Origin of the sequence: Synechococcus sp. PCC 6717 (assembly GCF_022698185.1) — a bacterium.
GTDB lineage: Bacteria > Cyanobacteriota > Cyanobacteriia > Thermosynechococcales > Thermosynechococcaceae > Thermosynechococcus > Thermosynechococcus lividus.
In genome coordinates this window covers 38,729-55,882 of sequence record NZ_JAKLTV010000028.1, presented here as the reverse complement: position 1 = coordinate 55,882, position 17,154 = coordinate 38,729, and the positions used below count along the sequence as shown (strand labels likewise).

17 protein-coding genes, 1 tRNA gene and 1 pseudogene are annotated in these 17,154 nt (G+C 53.1%); 10 read left to right on the top strand and 9 right to left on the bottom strand.

The genetic code is table 11. The features are described from left to right. Nucleotides 1–52 precede the first annotated feature (52 nt). The 6 genes and pseudogenes from leuB to L5470_RS10895 all read left to right on the top strand — a co-directional run bounded on the left by leuB (nt 53) and on the right by L5470_RS10895 (nt 5,217). Nucleotides 53–1,138, top strand: a complete 1,086-nt coding sequence (leuB, locus tag L5470_RS10920) for a 3-isopropylmalate dehydrogenase (RefSeq protein ID WP_499500024.1) — start codon at nt 53–55, stop codon at nt 1,136–1,138. Between the two features lie 117 nt (nt 1,139–1,255). Then, nucleotides 1,256–1,786, top strand: a complete 531-nt coding sequence (locus tag L5470_RS10915; protein WP_099797559.1) for a YqhA family protein — start codon at nt 1,256–1,258, stop codon at nt 1,784–1,786. A gap of 117 nt (nt 1,787–1,903) precedes the next feature. After that, nucleotides 1,904–2,128, top strand: a pseudogene (locus tag L5470_RS10910) (IS1 family transposase); the annotation flags it as partial. A gap of 47 nt (nt 2,129–2,175) precedes the next feature. Beyond that, entirely contained in the window at nt 2,176–3,366 is a 1,191-nt protein-coding gene (locus L5470_RS10905) for a PP2C family protein-serine/threonine phosphatase (RefSeq protein WP_499499997.1), read from the top strand. Between the two features lie 127 nt (nt 3,367–3,493). Then, nucleotides 3,494–4,945, top strand: a complete 1,452-nt coding sequence (locus L5470_RS10900; RefSeq protein WP_499499995.1) for a hypothetical protein — start codon at nt 3,494–3,496, stop codon at nt 4,943–4,945. Between the two features lie 113 nt (nt 4,946–5,058). Continuing rightward, a complete protein-coding gene (locus L5470_RS10895) occupies nt 5,059–5,217 on the top strand; it encodes a hypothetical protein (protein WP_499499993.1) in 159 nt (52 codons plus the stop codon). A 14-nt stretch (nt 5,218–5,231) separates the two neighbouring features. Here L5470_RS10895 and queG read toward each other — a convergent pair whose 3' ends face one another. From queG to L5470_RS10865, 6 genes are all read right to left on the bottom strand, one after another. Next, nucleotides 5,232–6,188 (bottom strand): tRNA epoxyqueuosine(34) reductase QueG, encoded by a 957-nt coding sequence (gene queG / locus L5470_RS10890; protein WP_499499991.1) that lies wholly within the window; start codon nt 6,186–6,188, stop codon nt 5,232–5,234. 54 nt (nt 6,189–6,242) lie between these two features. Next, entirely contained in the window at nt 6,243–6,917 is a 675-nt protein-coding gene (gene folE / locus L5470_RS10885; RefSeq protein ID WP_499499989.1) for a GTP cyclohydrolase I FolE, read from the bottom strand. Between the two features lie 68 nt (nt 6,918–6,985). Next, the gene (locus tag L5470_RS10880; protein WP_448515275.1) at nt 6,986–7,693 is read right to left on the bottom strand and encodes an SDR family oxidoreductase; all 708 of its coding nucleotides are present in this window, start codon (nt 7,691–7,693) and stop codon (nt 6,986–6,988) included. Beyond that, nucleotides 7,690–8,664 (bottom strand): acetyl-CoA carboxylase carboxyltransferase subunit alpha, encoded by a 975-nt coding sequence (locus tag L5470_RS10875; protein ID WP_099797554.1) that lies wholly within the window; start codon nt 8,662–8,664, stop codon nt 7,690–7,692. The genes L5470_RS10880 and L5470_RS10875 overlap by 4 nt, the downstream gene beginning before the upstream one ends. A gap of 48 nt (nt 8,665–8,712) precedes the next feature. Further along, nucleotides 8,713–9,741, bottom strand: a complete 1,029-nt coding sequence (locus L5470_RS10870; protein WP_099797553.1) for a long-chain acyl-[acyl-carrier-protein] reductase — start codon at nt 9,739–9,741, stop codon at nt 8,713–8,715. 37 nt (nt 9,742–9,778) lie between these two features. Beyond that, nucleotides 9,779–10,474, bottom strand: coding sequence for an aldehyde oxygenase (deformylating) (locus L5470_RS10865; RefSeq protein WP_099797552.1), 696 nt, complete (start codon nt 10,472–10,474; stop codon nt 9,779–9,781). Between the two features lie 159 nt (nt 10,475–10,633). On the opposite strand from L5470_RS10865, the gene L5470_RS10860 reads away from it, so the two are divergent. Beyond that, nucleotides 10,634–10,707: transfer RNA gene (locus tag L5470_RS10860), tRNA-Pro, on the top strand. Between the two features lie 15 nt (nt 10,708–10,722). Here L5470_RS10860 and L5470_RS10855 read toward each other — a convergent pair. Both L5470_RS10855 and L5470_RS10850 read right to left on the bottom strand, forming a co-directional pair. Further along, nucleotides 10,723–12,468 (bottom strand): phosphodiester glycosidase family protein, encoded by a 1,746-nt coding sequence (locus tag L5470_RS10855; RefSeq protein WP_499499987.1) that lies wholly within the window; start codon nt 12,466–12,468, stop codon nt 10,723–10,725. Nucleotides 12,469–12,572: 104 nt separating this feature from the next. Beyond that, nucleotides 12,573–12,800, bottom strand: a complete 228-nt coding sequence (locus L5470_RS10850) for a hypothetical protein (RefSeq protein ID WP_499499985.1) — start codon at nt 12,798–12,800, stop codon at nt 12,573–12,575. A gap of 432 nt (nt 12,801–13,232) precedes the next feature. On the opposite strand from L5470_RS10850, the gene L5470_RS10845 reads away from it, so the two are divergent. From L5470_RS10845 to L5470_RS10835, 3 genes are all read left to right on the top strand, one after another. Beyond that, the gene (locus tag L5470_RS10845; protein ID WP_499500023.1) at nt 13,233–13,352 is read left to right on the top strand and encodes an IS1/IS1595 family N-terminal zinc-binding domain-containing protein; all 120 of its coding nucleotides are present in this window, start codon (nt 13,233–13,235) and stop codon (nt 13,350–13,352) included. 484 nt (nt 13,353–13,836) lie between these two features. Beyond that, entirely contained in the window at nt 13,837–14,505 is a 669-nt protein-coding gene (locus L5470_RS10840; protein ID WP_499499983.1) for a hypothetical protein, read from the top strand. Nucleotides 14,506–14,535: 30 nt separating this feature from the next. Beyond that, nucleotides 14,536–15,879, top strand: a complete 1,344-nt coding sequence (locus L5470_RS10835; RefSeq protein ID WP_499499981.1) for a helix-hairpin-helix domain-containing protein — start codon at nt 14,536–14,538, stop codon at nt 15,877–15,879. Here L5470_RS10835 and L5470_RS10830 read toward each other — a convergent pair. Beyond that, complete coding sequence (locus L5470_RS10830; RefSeq protein WP_499499979.1) at nt 15,876–17,126, bottom strand: SufS family cysteine desulfurase; 1,251 nt, start codon at nt 17,124–17,126, stop codon at nt 15,876–15,878. The two genes, L5470_RS10835 and L5470_RS10830, sit on opposite strands and share 4 nt — an antisense overlap. Nucleotides 17,127–17,154 lie beyond the last annotated feature (28 nt).

Genomic DNA, 17,154 nt, shown 5'->3' with positions numbered 1-17,154 from the left:
AGTACACGGTCAAGATGCGCTACAGTTAGAGATTGCTGCTCTGAAGATGGCAATGACCACTGCGTATCGAATTGCTGTGTTGGCTGGGGATGGTATTGGGCCGGAAATTACGGAGGTCACCCTCAACGTTTTACGGGCGATCGCCCCTCGCTTTAACTTGGACTTTGAATTTGTCCCTGCCCTAATAGGAGGATGTGCCATTGATGCCGTGGGAGAGCCTTTGCCCGCAGCAACTCTGGAGACTTGTCGTCAAAGCGATGCCGTATTACTTGCGGCCATTGGCGGCACAAAGTGGGATACCCYCCCCCSACCCTTGCGCCCAGAAACCGGTTTACTGAAGTTACGCGCTGGCTTGGGGTTATTTGCCAACTTGCGCCCAGCGAAAATTTTGCCCCAATTGATCAATGCCTCCTCCCTGAAACCAGAGGTGGTGGCGGGGGTGGATCTCATGGTTGTGCGCGAGTTAACGGGCGGCATTTATTTTGGCCAGCCTCGCGGTATTTTCACAACAGAGTCGGGAGAGGCTCGCGGCGTGAATACGATGGCCTACACCGCAACAGAAGTGGATCGCATTGGGCGGGTAGCCTTTGAAACGGCTCGCAAACGGCAACGAAAGTTGTGCTCTGTGGATAAGGCCAACGTGCTAGAGGTGTCGCAATTATGGCGCGATCGCCTCACTGCATTGAGTGCCGAGTATCCAGATGTTGAACTAACCCATCTGTACGTGGACAATGCCGCCATGCAACTGGTACGCTCACCCAAACAGTTTGACACCATTGTGACCGGCAATCTCTTTGGGGATATTCTTTCCGATATTGCAGCAATGCTCACCGGTAGTATTGGTATGCTACCCTCTGCCAGTCTTGGTGCCAGCGGCCCAGGAGTGTTTGAACCCGTCCATGGTTCAGCCCCAGATATTGCCGGGCAAGACAAAGCAAATCCACTGGCTATGGTACTTAGTGCTGCAATGATGCTGCGTTACGGCCTTAATCAACCCGCTGCCGCCACGGCTATTGAACAGGCAACCTTGGCTGTTTTAGAGCAGGGGTATCGCACCAGCGATCTGATGACCGAAGGCTGTATCTTAGTGGGTTGTCAAGCCATGGGGGAACAACTCATTGCACAGCTCACCCTGTAAGTGCCTCGCAGAGACTCCTGTAATATCCTGTAACAGTTAATCGCAGTTAATACCAGTTAATAATGAAGACTCTGGTAAGATGTTAGCACCTTCTTCATCATTTTAGGTTTTCACCTCATGAGACGAATGTCCCAGCTAGAGAGACTGGTTGAGCCTGTTCTCTGGTATTTTCGTATCTTTGTGATTATTCCAGTGATTTTTAGTCTTCTGAGTACTTTCGCACTGTTTATTCTGGGCAGTCACGAAATTCTTCAAGGCTTGGGCGTTCAATTTAGTAACTATGGTGATTCGACTATTTATGTTAAAACATTGGGGTATATTATTACCGGAATCGATCTTTATTTAATTGGGATTATTCTATTACTATTTGCCCTCGGCATTTATGAACTGTTTATTTCTAAGATAGATGCAGGCTTATCTCGAGATACAAATACTGATATTTCCTTGATGCAGTCCCAGAGCTTAGATAAATTAAAAGATAAACTACTAAAAACTATTGTTATGGCTTTGGTGGTGACATTTTTTAAGCAGCTTATTTCCTTCAAGGTTAAAACCCCATTAGACCTATTACTTTTGGCTGCCTCAATCTTAATTATTGCTATTAGCACATACCTAATGTATCGCGTTAGTTCAGAGGCTCATCCCTAGGGGATACACGGGAGCGTGAGCAGATTCAGAAGCACGTGACATCCGAGATGGGCGTTTTTTTAGCGAAATAGTGGTAGTCCTAAAGATGTAAGGATAGGGAAGACGACGTTACCTCGTGCAGTCGCTTACACCGATTTTGGGTTGGTCTTTCCGAGCAAGCGACATCACAGTGTGGGTCAAGACAGTGGCAAAAGCAGCGATATTGAGTGGTTTAACTGCCGATTGCGTCAGCGAGTGTCGCGTTGAGTCAGGAAAACGCTATCATTTTCCAAAAAGCTGGAGAACCATATTGGAGCCAGTTGGTACTTCGTCCACCACTACAATGCATCCTCATCTGTTTAGCACTACCGTACACTGGTAGAGATGAGCCTCAACCTCAGCACGGTTTTATGCGTGGCACCCCCCCAACTCCTGCTCAGCAGCCCTACACGATTCTGGTGATTGATGATGACCCCACCACTCGTCTTCTGCTGCGGAAAACTCTGAAGGATTTGGGCTACAGTGTTGCGGTGGCAAGTCATGGGGCTGAGGGGTTGGCGATCGCCACCACAGCAAAACCAGCGCTCATCATCTGTGATTGGATGATGCCTGGCTTGGATGGGTTAGAGGTGTGCCGCCAAATTAAGCAAAACCCAGATCTATCACGGATTTTCTTCGTGCTCCTGACCGCCAAGGGGGAATTAGAGGATCGTATTCAGGGGTTAGATGCGGGTGCCGATGAATTTTTGGCCAAGCCCATTGATCCCAATGAGTTACGGGCGCGCATTCAAGCGGGGCTACGCCTCTATCAACTGAATCAGGATCTTCTGAAGCAGAAGCAACTGCTTGAGGCAGAACTCCATGAAGCCGCTGCCTACGTGCGATCGCTCCTGCCCGCTCCCCAAGATACTCCCCTGAAAATCAATTACTATTTTTTACCCTCGAGCCAGTTGGGGGGGGACTGTTTTGATTTCTTTTGGGTGGGCGATCGCTATCTTGTGCTCTATATCCTTGATGTGTCTGGGCATGGCCTTGGCGCGGCGTTACCCTCGGTGTCGGTCTTGAATCTCTTGCGCAATGCCACTAGTCGGCACGCAGGGGCAACCGTTGACTATCAACACCCGGCAAAGGTGCTCGAAGCACTGAATAATGGTTTTCAAATGAGTGACCAGCACGACAAATACTTTACAATTTGGTATGGCATTTACGATTGCCAAACGCGGATCCTCACCTACGCCAGTGGTGGGCATCCTCCTGCCCTTTTGGTCAGCCCTAGCGATCTTAGCTGCTCCGTCCAACAGCTAAAAACCGCAGGCATTCCCATTGGGATGTTTGAAAACATGAGTTTTAACGAAGACAGCCTTCAGGTTCCTGAGCACGCTGTGCTCTACCTCTTTAGTGATGGCATTTATGAGTTTGAAACCCCTAGTAGCACCGTGTGGGGTCTAGAGGCCTTTGCAGACCTGCTGCACCACGCCCATCAGCAGAACGGCGTGCCCTCGTTGCCCGCCTTGATTCGCCAAGTTCAGCAGTATGCCGCTCCCTATGCGTTTGGCAGTGATGATGTGTCGCTTGTTCAAGCCCAGTTGCACGGTTGCTGAAGCTCTGGCGATCGCCCATGCTACCGGCTAGGATGTTCGGGCAAGGACACTCAATTTGCAGTGGAGATTGCATAAATATGCGTCTTCTATGCAATATCGTAAGCAGTGGGAAAGTAATGGTTCAACTATGGGTGCATGGGAATTTTTATTACAAAAGGAGGGCGATCGCGAGTGGTTGCCCCTAGAGCCGCCATCGGCTGAGGTACTAGAGGGTAGCTATCGCTTGATGGCGCGCTGTCCAATTCCCGATACGTCCGTTGAAGTCCAAATTACCCACCTCTACGATGATCATGGCGTCCCTAAACAGCGTTACCAGCGCCGCATTCACCGCAGTAGTTCCACGGGGCTAATGGGGATTTTGCCCTTTACCTATCTTCAGGGAGGCCGCTGGGAATTTCAGTGTCGAGCAACTCAGGAGGGTGTACTGACCCCTGAAACCTTCACCATTGGCCTTGATGTTCTTGCCCCGGTCGAAGAGTGGGATTGGCTGCCTGCCCCTGAGGCCTCCCCAGCGCCGACCACCTCACCCGCCAGTTCAACGATGGAGGAGGCTGCTAGGGTTGCCGCTGCCACGCCGTTGCCCCAAGCCCTTATCCAACTGTCCCAGAGTGCCTACACGATTTTTGCCGATGAAACCTTGAGTCTTTCTGGTACCCTTGGGGTACCCGGAACAGTGCTCATTCGGTTGCGCAACCCCGTTACCCGCGATGTGGTGCATGAGCAGACCGTGGCGGCCATCGCCCAAGGCTCGGGATGGGTGTTTACGTGCACACTCCCCAACCTATCCGCCTATCCAGTGATGGTGGGGGAAGCGCGGGTCTTCCCCAGTGAACCTCTGGAACGCAGTGATCTGTCCCAAGTACAGGCGTTTATGGTGACGGTGCTGCCGGTACCAGAAGAGACGGTTAGCCCTCCCCCCAAACCCGTTACCCCCGTGAGGGAGCTTGACTCCCCCGAACCCGCCTCCCGTTCCCTCATCGCCACAGGCCCACAGTTACCCATTCTGGCCGATATTCCCTTAGAACCTGTTCCTGCGGCTAAATTTCAACTGCCACCACAATTGCAACCCACCAAGGTGCCCTTAACGGTTGATCTCCCCAGTTTTTGTCAACCTCTTTCAGTAGTCACGGTGCCCCCTCCAGCCCAACTCCCGATCGATCGCCAAGAACGATTTTGGTCTCGTTTGCAACAGTTAGCGGAGTTAGCTCCGCCACCGGACTTTACACCGGAAGATAGACCAACCGCGACCACCACGCCTTATCTGCTCAAGCCGCCCGAACTCTCCCTTACCCCCGATCCGCTGGTCTCCCCGCTGCACCTCAAGGTTAACTTGCCGCTAGCACAGCGAGGATGCTCTGTTAAAGTTTGGATTACCAATGCCGCCACTGGAGAGTTAATTGCTGGGCCACGCTGGCTAGTTGAGTTTGACTTTTACCGCCATGGCGATCTGTGGCAGGCGGTGCTACATATCGATGTACCAGCCACAGTTCGAACCATTGCCCTGATGGCGATCGCCATTGATCCTGCCACTGGGGCTGAAAGTCCTACCGTTGCCCTGCGGCGTGAGTTACCCTTGTGATCTGGAGCAACCCACTGCTGTCGATAAAATCACCTTGAGAGCAGGGCACAATCACTGGCAGTTATTGCCGTCCTTGGCATCCTAAGGGTATAGATGTTTTGAGGACTCTAGATATGCGTTCCCGGTTGCAAGCCATTCTCGAGCAAAAACAGCTAACCGCTCAAGGGTTTGCCAGCCCAACCCCTACCTCTAGCGACCCGGCCACAGATGTCAGCGTCATCCGCAAAGAGCGAACCACCATCTGGGGTAGCCGTGATTGCTACGTTAGTTGACTTTAATAGGGATGCTAGGGTCTCTTCCTTTGGGCATTAGCCAGAAGAGCTTGGGCATTGCGTCGCCACTGCGCCGGCTTGATCCGCCGTAGGGCAGAGCCACGGGTGAGGTGATCCCAGTCTGCGTCGGAGAGGGTGGCCAGTTGCTCTAGGCTGGTATCGAGGAGGGGCGATCGCGCCGCAAAGTCCTCAATATCAGTTGGTTGGGCAAAGCGCTGGTTCCAGGGGCACACCTCTTGGCAAATGTCACAGCCGGCGACCCATCCCTCCAATTTAGGGACAATCGCTGGGGGGAGTTCCGGTTGGCGGTTTTCAATGGTGTGGTAGGCAATGCAGTAGTTGGCATCCACGACGTAGGGTTCAACAATGGCGCCTGTCGGGCACGCCTCTAGGCAGCGGGTACAGGTGCCGCAGTGATTTAGGTGGGGGCGATCGCCCTCGAGGGCTAGGGTTGTAATCAACTCGCCTAAGGCGATCCACGAGCCATACTGGCGAGAAATGACATTACTGTGCTTGCCGATCCAGCCAATTCCCGCCTGCTGCGCCCATACTTTATCCTGCACAGGCCCAGTATCGACATACCAGCGGTAGGAAACGTCGGGAACCTGCTCCTTAAGCCACTGTCCCAACGCCTTGAGGCGTTTTCCTAAAACCTTGTGGTAATCTCGCCCCCAAGCATAGCGGGCAATCTTTCCCGGGCGATCGCCCTGAGGCGGAGAAGCCCCCGGAAAGTAATTGAGGGCAACAGCAATCACCGACTGAGCGCCGGGCAATACCGCTTGCAGGTTTTGGCGGTGGGGGGCACTCATCCACGCCATATCTGCGTGATACCCCTGAGCTAACCAGCGCCGGAGTGCCGCTGTTCCTGACGGATGATCATCGCAGTAGGTGCGTAGATCAACAATGCCCACGCGATGAACGCCCAAGCCATAGGCGTAGTCTTTAATCGTGGCGGCGCAAATCAATGGCACCTCCAATGAATCCCAAAGCCAGCTCCGTTGAATGAAACTGCTGGGGACAGCAAGCTAAAAATTGGGCTGGTGGCGAATCAAGTTAAGGAACTCCTCCCGCGTTTTTTGATCATCACGGAACACCCCTAGCATTGAGCTTGTCACCGTCCAAGAGCCGGGTTTTTGCACCCCGCGCATCACCATGCACATATGGCTTGCCTCCATCACGACTGCCACCCCTTTAGGATCAAGTACGGTTTCAATGGCTTCGGCCACCTGCCGCGTCAACCGCTCCTGCACCTGCAATCGGCGTGCATACATTTCGACAATGCGGGCTAATTTACTCAGGCCAATCACCCGCTGGTTAGGAATATAGGCCACGTGAGCCTTGCCAATAAACGGCAGCATATGATGCTCACACAGGCTGAAAAAGTTAATGTCCCGTACCAAGACCATTTCATCGTGGCCTTCGTCAAAAATTGCCCCATTGACCAAGGTGTCTAAGGATTGGCTGTAGCCACTGGTGAGGAATTGCATGGCCTCTGCCACTCGCTTTGGCGTTTTCAGCAGACCCTCCCGTTCTGGGTCTTCACCCACATTCAGCAAAATGCTGCGCACCGCTGCCATCATTTCCTCCTTGGCCGCTTCAGCCTGGGGGGGGTGGAGAATGGCTTCTTTCCCTTGGTGGGTATTCCGGTCAGGCAGGACAGTGGGAGTGGTCACTTTACCGTTGGCGATCGATTCAGACATAGTTAGGCGGTTAGAAGAAGAACTCGTCATAAAACTAGGGAAGATTCAGGTGCAAGGTAAGGATGAGCTTAGAGGGTTCCGCCAAGGGGCATCATCACTAGCTCTTCAACGAAGGCGTTTTGGGGGAGTAAAACAGTAGTCAAAATAGTGTCAGCAATGATGTCGGGCGTAAGCATACCGCTGCGGTCAAAGGTTCCCTCTACCTGTTCCCAAATGGGCGTATCAACGGCGCCTGGGCAAATAGCGGTGACACGAATGCCGTGGGAGCGTTCTTCACACGCTAAGGATTTGGTCAGCCCCATTAAAGCAAACTTAGAAGCGCAGTAAGCCCCCCAATCCGGAAAGACTTGTTTTCCAGCGATCGACACCACGTTTACTATCGTACCGCACTGCCGCGATCGCATCTGGGGAAGAACTGCTTGGGCACACAGTAAGGCACTGGTGAGGTTAACATTGAGCATGGTTTGCCAGTCCGCTAGGGGCTGCGCAATCAACGGCACCGTTTGCGCGATGCCAGCATTGTTGATGAGGCAGTGCACCTCACCGACGGCAGCTAAAATTTCTTCAAGGCGCGATCGCACAGGCAGTGGGTCAGCAAAGTCAAGGGTATGGCTGCTGGCATTGACGCCACAGGCCACTACTTGGGCATGAACAGTCGCTAGCTTGGCCGGCGATCGCCCCAAGAGCACTACGTTAAACCCTGCTTTGGCAAAGGCAATGGCCGTCGCTGCCCCGATGCCACTACTGGCTCCGGTAATGAGAACCTGTTGGGTCATACTGCTTGACTGAAGACCCCCATGCGGCGAAATTTTTGATAGCGTAGCTCGCGCCGCTCACTGCTACTGAGGGCTTGAACATCCGCTAAGTTACGCAGCAGAGCAGCTTTTAGGTTCTCGGCTGCTTCCACGGGGTTGCTATGGGCTGCCCCGACCGGCTCCGGAACAATTTCGTCAATGATGCCTAATTTCAGTAGGTCACGGGCGGTAATTTTCAGGGCTTCTGCGGCTTGGGGTGCTTTTTGGGCATCGCGCCAGAGAATGGCGGCACAGGCTTCCGGTGGTGCCACACTATAAACGGCGTGCTCAAACATTAGCAGGCGATCGCCCACGCCAATCGCTAGGGCACCGCCCGATCCGCCTTCACCAATCACCGTACACAGAATCGGCACCTCAAGACGGAACATTTCGCGAAGGTTATAGGCAATGGCTTCTCCTTGACCAAACTTTTCGGCCTCCACCCCCGCCCATGCCGCAGGGGTATCAATGAAGGTGAGAATCGGCATTTGAAAACGGTTGGCGTGCTCCATCAGCCGCAGGGCTTTGCGATAGCCGCCAGGCGAGGCCATACCAAAGTTGCGCGCCACATTATCTTTGGTGTCGCGGCCTTTTTGCTGCCCCAGCATCACAACAGGTTGACCATTAAGGCGACCCACCCCCCCCACCAAGGCAGGGTCATCACTGCCACGGCGATCGCCATGGAGTTCAAACCACTCATCACTAATGGCCTGAATATAGTCCAGCGTACTGGGGCGGCGGGGATGCCGTGCCACTTGCAGGGTTTGCGCCGGAGTCAACTTACTAAAGATTTCGTGGCGCAAGTGCTTGGCGCGCTCTTCGAGATCGCGGATTTGCTCCGAGACATCCACGCCAAACTCCGAAGACTTATCTCGTACCTGCTGGATTTGTGCCTCTAGCTCGACAAGAGGTTTTTCAAATTCCAGTAGGAGCGTGCGGCGTTCATTTGCCATAGATCGTTCAATTCCTTAAAACGTGAGTTGTAATAGTGATTGACTGAACTAATTCATATTGAATAACAGCGGCTGAAAACCATGTTTGCGAGACACCACTCCAATCTGTTTCATTTTCTCAACGGTAATTTGGTTGCGCCCCCAAGAAAAATTGGTGTGCCAGCCTTCAAACTCTAGGATCATAGCCTCCGCAAAACAGGCAAACATCTGCCGTGAGGGCACATTCATGTTGACGATTTCCATAATCTTCCAGTCAATATCAAGGGCGTGCTCAACAATGCCGCCATTCAACACATGAATGTCAGGGTGCTGAATTTTACTGCCCATGTTTTTGGGGTAACCGCCATCAATCATTAAGGAAGGTATCTTGAGTTGCTCTGGTGCGAGGTCTACCCCCTTGGGCATACTCGCCACCCACACCACAATATCCGCGAGGGGAAGCGCTTCCATCAACTCAAGAATTTTCCCCCGACCCAGTTCCGCTTGTAGTTCCTCAAGGCGATCGCGGTTGCGAGCCACCAGCAACAGATCGTGAACATCTAACTGCGTGTTTAACCAGCGGCACACCGCACTACCAATATCCCCCGTGGCACCACACACAGCCACGGTAGCATTCTTGAGATCAATCCCCACCTGCGGAGCCGCCTGTTCAATTTGCTGACAGATGATGTAGGCGGTGTGGGTATTCCCTGTTGTAAACCGACGAAAATCGAGTTCAATGTTCCGCACATGGGACATTTTCTCGAGGTCGAAATTTTCAAAAATGATTGAGGAAAAGCCACCCAAGGCAGTAATGTCAATGTTGTGCTTCTGAGCGTGAGCCATCGCATTGATAATTTTGCGGGTCGCTGCCTTGACCCGCTGATGAGCCAGCATTTCTGGCAAAAAGCACGACTCCACGTATTTACCGTAAATTGTTTTCCCCGTTATACTGGTCACCGTGATGTCATCGACGATCTGCGGTGGTGCCATGCACCAAAACTCAAGACCTTGATCAGCGTATTCGGGATAGCCTAACTGATGGGCAACCGCCTGAGCATGCTCAAGATTCGTCAGATGACCAATTAATCCAAACATATAGGGTGACTAAACGTAACAGTATATTAAGCCACCATTATGCCGCAGTCAGGCCATAAACAGACATTTTCATAATTTCGCGGGTGGTAAAGCCGATATTTTCTAGGGCACCACTGTACTGAATCATGAAATCTTCGACGAGGGCATCTTTTTCCATGCCTAACACCTTGGCATCCGCCTCCACCGCGTTGAGCATTTTCCACACAATGGGTAAGTTGTCGCGGTTGGCCTGCTCTAGTTCTGCTTTCACCGTGGCAAAATTAGCTTTGAGCCACACTTCGCCAAAGTTGAGGTGGGTGTATTCGTCCTTCACAACCCCCTCCGTAATTTTGCGGGCAAAGGGGTCAGCCATGGGGATGTAGATGTTGTAGGCGGCGATCGCAAAACATTCAATAATCAGGGCTTGAATTAACAGGCACGTTGCAATTTTGCCCTCAGCCGCTGCCGCTTGGAAGTTACCGTGTAGCTGCGCAAAGAATGCTTGGGCAAACTCCATGTTTGGCGTAACACTCAGGTTGCGACCACAGGCTTCAAAGCCTTTTTTGTGGCGGGCTTCCATTTTTGCTAAACGCACCAGCTCGTCCGTGTGCTGTGGTAGCAGTTCACCCAGTTGAAGATAGTTATCGTGAGCCTCCCGCTCCCCTTCAATGACAATGGCATTGATGCGGCTATAGGCATCTTTATAGCTGTCACTGGTGTAGTCCAGTACGGTCGTTGCAGTAGCCGTTGTCATTGCGAACTCTCCTAACACATACACTGGGATAGCAAGACTTCCGTTATCATACCGCAGACGGGATTGGATAGGGGCAGGTCTTGTTCCAGAAATTTTTAAAGCTCTCCATAGACAACGATGAGTTGCGTGGGTTCAATGCTAAGCTAGGGTAGGTAGTTGCGGGATGTAGCGCAGCTTGGTAGCGCATCTGCTTTGGGAGCAGAGGGTCGCAGGTTCAAATCCTGTCATCCCGATAGAGTCCGAGGGGGTCAAGGTGTAGGTTGCCAAAACACACCAATAGCATTATTCACGCGGGTGGTTGTCACTGAGTGCCGATCCACCAATACACCCCCTAGGTAAAGGGCGCTTGAGCTACCGCCATCGAGGTTCACCGCATTCACTAAGCCTAATTGCTGTACCACCTGTGCCCATTCCCCTAGGGTGGGGCCCGGGCCACCCACACGGTTATGGGTGGTTACCAAAACAATACTGCCATCACTGCGATTCCCCATGGCACTGCGGGGGGCGGCTTGGGCATCTAGACCGGCACCAAATTGCTCAAGGGCTGCATTGAGAACCACTCGTCCCTGCTCAACAAGGAGTGGTCCGGCACCCATAATATTGGCAAAGCCATCGAAGCTAGCGGGCACAGCACTCGTATTAATTTGGAGGGCAGCTCCTGGGGGAAAGTTACCGAGGGCAGAGTCAAAGTTGCGTGCAACCAGTAGGTAACCATCCCGGGGAATTGCTACGGCTTGGGGCTGGTTGCTGCTGGCGGGACGTTGGCTGATGACTTGTTCATTGCGAACCGTAATCACTGTTTCAGTCCCTGTTTTGGGGGTGTAGCTTGCCCCCCACGCCGGGGTATAAAGGGCAAGACCCGCCTGAACATAGCCAGAGTTAACGGTGACGATGGGCAGTGCACCGCTCGGCGTCGTAACGGTTTGCCGCAGGCTCAGACGACCAACGACGATCTGACCCGTGTCATTCCAACCAATGGCGCCACGGTTGAGAATGGGGCCTGAGATCCATTGGTTCTCACTGCGAATGGCGCCAAGGGGAGCTTGGCGATCGCGATTAAAAAACCCTGCATTAATGGCAGCCGCAGCTTGCCAGCGTTGTGCCAGTTCTGGTAGGGTTGCCAGCCCCACTACGGTGGCTGAATTCATCCACAGCGGGCGGATTCGCAGTCCGGGCGTTTGGGGGGTCATGACTAACAGGCTGACGGGAAACTGGCGTGCCCCCAAATTGACGGTCTGCTCCTGCCAGCGAAGGCCGGGTGCCCACTGAATTGTGCGGGCTGGGGGGGCATCATTGCGGAAATCGATCACGAGGCGCGGTGGGTTCAACAGCATGGAGGCCACTGGCCGAGTCGTCCCACCGATTTGGGTTTCCAATACGGTTCGATTGGCTGCCGCTGTAATTTTTACCCCCGCAATAGCGGCCAACTGACCGCTGGCTTCAATGGTTAAGCTGAGATCCCGGGGGGTGGTGCCCGTGCGACTAACGGTGAGGCGATTAACCTGCCAAGGGGTTGGTCGATCTAGCTCAAAGACCCAGCGATCGCCCCAGGGTTGCCGACCCTGCCGCCAACTAAGGATGCGACTGGGGGGCGTAGTAATCCGCAGCGTTGTACCCTGAGGCTGCACTTGCCACTGGTGCTGCTGGATCAGTGGGGTGATGTCTAGGTAGCGGTACATCCCATTTGGGCTAAAGCGAACGGCCAAGGGGCTAAATTGCTCTTGAAACCAAGCCACGGGCTGCTGCCACGGATCACTGGTATCACCTAGGAGTAGGCCAAACCGATTGGCAAGGGCGCCATCGCTAATGCCGGTGATCTGTTGATTTTGATCGTTCGTCCACTGACTCCAGGCCACAGGATAATCGCGCCCGTTCAAATTGAGGCGATCGCCCTGTAGAGTTTGCGCCTGTAAAGACGCTGTCGCCAATAGCGTTGAAGCGGTAACCGCAACGAGCACTGCCCCCCGCCGCCACAGGTCACTATGCTGAGACAACAACACGTTCCGCTACCTCATCCCTTGAACCTTAGAAATATTCAGTATCTTGGCATTATAGAGGGACGTTTCAGCAAAAACGTTTCCCTAACCCGCTGGGTCAATTAGTAAACCACCAGTACTCGATGTTGCCCCTCACCTTCATTGATTAAGTGAACCTCCGGTTTGACTGCGTTATTTTGGCGATTGCTAGAGTGCCAACACTCAAGACGGCGATCATTATTGGGCGATCGCTGTAATCCCGCCACCACCGAGTGGTTTATATTACAACTATTGATGACTACGGCTCCAACGCTAAGGGTTCCCGACGCAGAGTTCTGACTAGATGCCATTGGTATGCAGAACATCTGTAACCCAGCTAATAAAGCCACCACAAAGCTCACGGCAAACGACTGCCGTCCAAAGTATAGAATACAGCATAGTAACCCCCGCCTTCCCCCGCCGGAGACGTATGTTACCTGCCTCAATTCCTCAAAAGCAGTTTGAGAAATGATCAAAAGCCCTAGTATTTCTGTTGAAACTAAAGACTATAGGCAGCTAGGAACGAACGTTTATCCCCCGCAGAAGAATTATTGTTAATAAGTGTGAATGAGCGTCTGAGAAAGCATGATCTTTCTTAGTTCATACCTTTATTGTAAAGCGATTGCTACGCTTAAAAAATTACAGCTAATTTCGATACAGAATGTTACCCGCCGCAAAATATCGTTACCCTAGCCCCAAAATACGGCGTTGCATCATAAAGGGAGAAATTAGGATGAGTTCTCATACAATGCCCAGAATGCCAATCTACTCATATCTGTAAGAATGGTAAGAGAGGAGGTAAGCAAAATTACATGTGTGTCAGTTGTCATCATCAATTCATTGATACCTACCACAGGTGTTAAATTCTGCACAAAATTTAATATTTCTACTGCAGTGAAGCCCCTATCAGGTACCGCCTGCCCCAACGGTACACGTTCTGTTCCTCTCGTGTCACAATGAGCGTATATCTCAATTTATTTAGTAGTTGCTGTGGATATATCTTCGGACTGTCTAACAACACTAAGATTAAATACACAATCAAGGTTATGAAGGCTTGAAACAGCGCTCCTCGATCATGTTTTAATAGCATTTGGTTTGGCTTTAGATGCATTTTTGCAAATMAAAACATTCACTCAACCCGCCAGCGTTGGCGATAAATGCTCCCAATGTCTTCATCACTCAATACCTCAGCACTCAAGTTTGTTGCAAACCAATACGCTGTTCTACTTTCGATGTCACACAACTATACTAGACGACAACAGGCTTGCTTCTTGGCACCTAAAAAGGTTGCATTGGGGTCTGTGGTGAAGGATACTGACGTTTTCATCTAAACACTGGAGACAGCCCATGATGCATCAGACGAATGCCAAAAGAATTTGCATTTGGTGTAGCGCACAGCCTAGCGAACACGAGCTGTCCTACGAGCAGACGGTGGATCAGGTGGTACCGCTCCTGAGACAAGCCCATCCGGCAGCCGTAATTGAGGTGGGCGTGCTGAGTGCCCCTAACACCTACACTCCCTCGCTAGAACAGCTAGACTATAGCCTCACGTTTATGGCACCGTTAGCCTTACCAGTGTGGCAGCAGTGTCAGGAAGTGGGAGCGTTGCGTGCTCAGGTGGCGCAGTGGGGGATTCGGGTGGCTGAGGGCGGCACCTATCAGTTACCCCTTGCCCAAACGGCTAAGGGAACGCTCTTTGGCGAGGTGTTGGGTCTGGTGGCAGGGCAGTGGCAGGKACCAATTCATACCGCGGATCGTGACCGGCAACAGCTCTATGGTCTCGCGCGGCGATTACTGAGCGCCCTCAATGCCCCGGTCGGTTGTTACTTTCTGCAATTTAGCTGGCAGCAGGGGGTCATTTTTGATCGGCTGTGGCCGTTTCCGACGGTGGCGGCATTGGCCAGTGTGGGGGTGCAAACCCCTGATTGGTTCACGGCCTATTACTGTTGCCTAGCGGGTCAGCCCTTGCGGGATCTGCGCCTGCCCGATCTGCCCGCGGTGCCATGCCTAGAATAGAGAGCAGCGGTTATTGGAGCGGGCAAACCTATGAAAATTATTGGCCGACGGGTGATTGGCTGGGAGGCAGTTTACGATATTGGTTTGGCCGGAGATCATAACTTCTTGCTGGCCAACGGGGTGGTTGCTGCCAACTGTTTCAATAAGTCCCACTCCACCGCCTACGGCTACGTCACCTACCAAACGGCTTTTCTCAAAGCTCATTTTCCCGTAGAGTACATGGCGGCGCTGCTCACCTCCACGAGTGGCGATCAAGATAAGGTGCAGCGCTACATTGCCACGTGCTTGAGTATGGGGATTGAGGTACTGCCCCCAGATGTCAATCGTTCCAGAATTGACTTTACCCCAGTGGGCGAAAAAATTCTCTTTGGCTTATCGGCGGTACGCAATGTGGGGCAGGGAGCCATCGAAGCCATCCTGACAGCGCGAGAGCGCGGCGGTGCGTTTCAAAGCCTTGGGGATTTTTGCGATCGCGTCGATAGCCGTGTCCTCAACCGTCGTGCCATCGAGGCATTGATTAACTGTGGTGCCATGGATGAGTTGCATCCGCAACGGAACCGCAACCAACTCCTTGCGGATCTGCCGTTGGTGCTGGAGTGGGCGCAAGGGCGAGCCAAAGATCGGGCGATTGGCCAGGTCAACCTCTTTGATCTGCTGGGGGGCAGCACGAGCACTGAACCCACGGGCAGCTATGATCCGGCTCCTACGGCTCCGCCCGTGCCAGATTTGCCCGAATCCGAGAAATTACGGCAGGAAAAARAACTCCTTGGCTTTTACGTCTCGAACCATCCCCTCAAGGATGTACATCGGTCTGCGGCCATGGTTGCCCCCGTTAGTTTGGGGGATTTAGAGCACGCCAGTGCCGATAGCACGATTAGTGCCATTGTCTTAATTACTGAGTTAAAGCCGATCACAACGAAAAAAGGAGATCGCATGGCGATCGCCCAGCTAGAAGACCTCACCGGCCAAGCAGAGGCAGTTATCTTTCCCAAAGCCTACGAACGGATTCACGAGCACTTGCGTGTGGATCACCGCTTACTGGTGTGGGGCACCGTGGATCAGCGGGATGAGCGCCTCCAACTCGTCATTGAAGATGCCGAACCGCTGGAAGAGGTGAAACTGGTCATCGTACAGTTGCCGGTTGAAAAAGCCAATGACATTCAGGCACAGAATCGTCTGGCGGAGGTACTTAAGCAACAGGGGGGAGATCTCCCGAAGGTACCTGTGGTCGTGAAGGTGACCGATGGCCGCCACCATCAGTACGTGCGCTTGGGGGCACAGTTCCGGGTTGAAGATGCAGACCGCGCCTACCGTGCCCTCAGCAGTGCCGGCTTTGAGGCTCAGGCCAAGGAACTCCTGCGCTTAACCCCCTAGGCAAAAACCTCCCCAAAGAAGTCAATGGCTTCGCCAAGCGCCACAATAAACTGATCAATTTCCTCGCGGGTGTTGTAGAAGTACAGGCTGGCTCGTGCCGTCGATTGCACACCTAGATAGCGGTGTAGCGGCTGGGTGCAGTGGTGCCCCGCCCGGATAGCAATCCCCGCTTGATCCAAAATCGTCGAGAGATCGTGGGGATGAACCTGGGCCACCGTAAAGCTGGCCAAGGCTGCTCGCTCGCCAGCGGTTGGGCCGTAGAGGGTGACATTGGGTAGGGTCTGCAATCGCTCAAACAGATACGCTGTTAGCTCTTGCTCGTAGGCGTGGATGCGCTCCATCCCCCATTGGTTTAAGTAGTCAATAGCTGCCCCGAGGGCGATCGCCTCGGCAATGGCGGGGGKACCCGCTTCAAACTTGTGGGGAATATCGGCGTAGGTGGCATGGTCAAGAAAAACATCGGCAATCATTTCACCGCCACCGAGGAATGGGGGCATCTGCCGCAATAACTCCGCCCGCCCCCACAGAAAACCGATCCCGGTAGGGGCGCACATTTTATGACCAGAGGCCACCAGCCAATCACAGCCCAACTGCTGCACATCGATGGGCAGGTGGGGCACACTTTGGCAGGCATCCACCAGTACCCGCGCTCCCTTGGCATGGGCAAGGCGGACAATGTCCGGAATGGGGTTGAGGCAGCCCAAGGTATTCGAGACATGAGCCACCGCCACCAAACGGGTGCGATCGCTGAGCAACTCTTCATAATGCGCCAGATCAAAGGTCTGCTCTGGGGTCAGCTCCACAAATTTAAGGCAAGCACCCGTCTGCTGTGCCACAAACTGCCATGGAATTAAATTACTGTGGTGCTCCATCACCGAGAGGATGATCTCATCCCCCGCCTCCAGCGTTGTCATCCCCCAACTACGGGCAACCAAGTTAATGGCTTCGCTGGCATTGCGAGTGTAGATAACCTCGGCAGCACTAGAGGCATTGATAAAGCGAGCAACCGTTTCCCGCGCCCCTTCGTAGGCCGTTGTGGCTTGGGCGCTGAGGGTGTGCACCCCACGGTGAACATTGGCGTTGTAGCAGCGATAGTAGGTCTCAAGAGCATTTAAGACCGCCAGAGGCTTTTGGGAGGTGGCGGCATTGTCAAAGTAAATTAAGGGGCGATCGTGAACCCGCTGCGCCAAAATCGGGAAGTCGGCGCGGCACAGATCGGCGAGGGAGCGGCTAGAGGCAATTGTCATGGTTGAACCCATCACAGCAACGAAATAG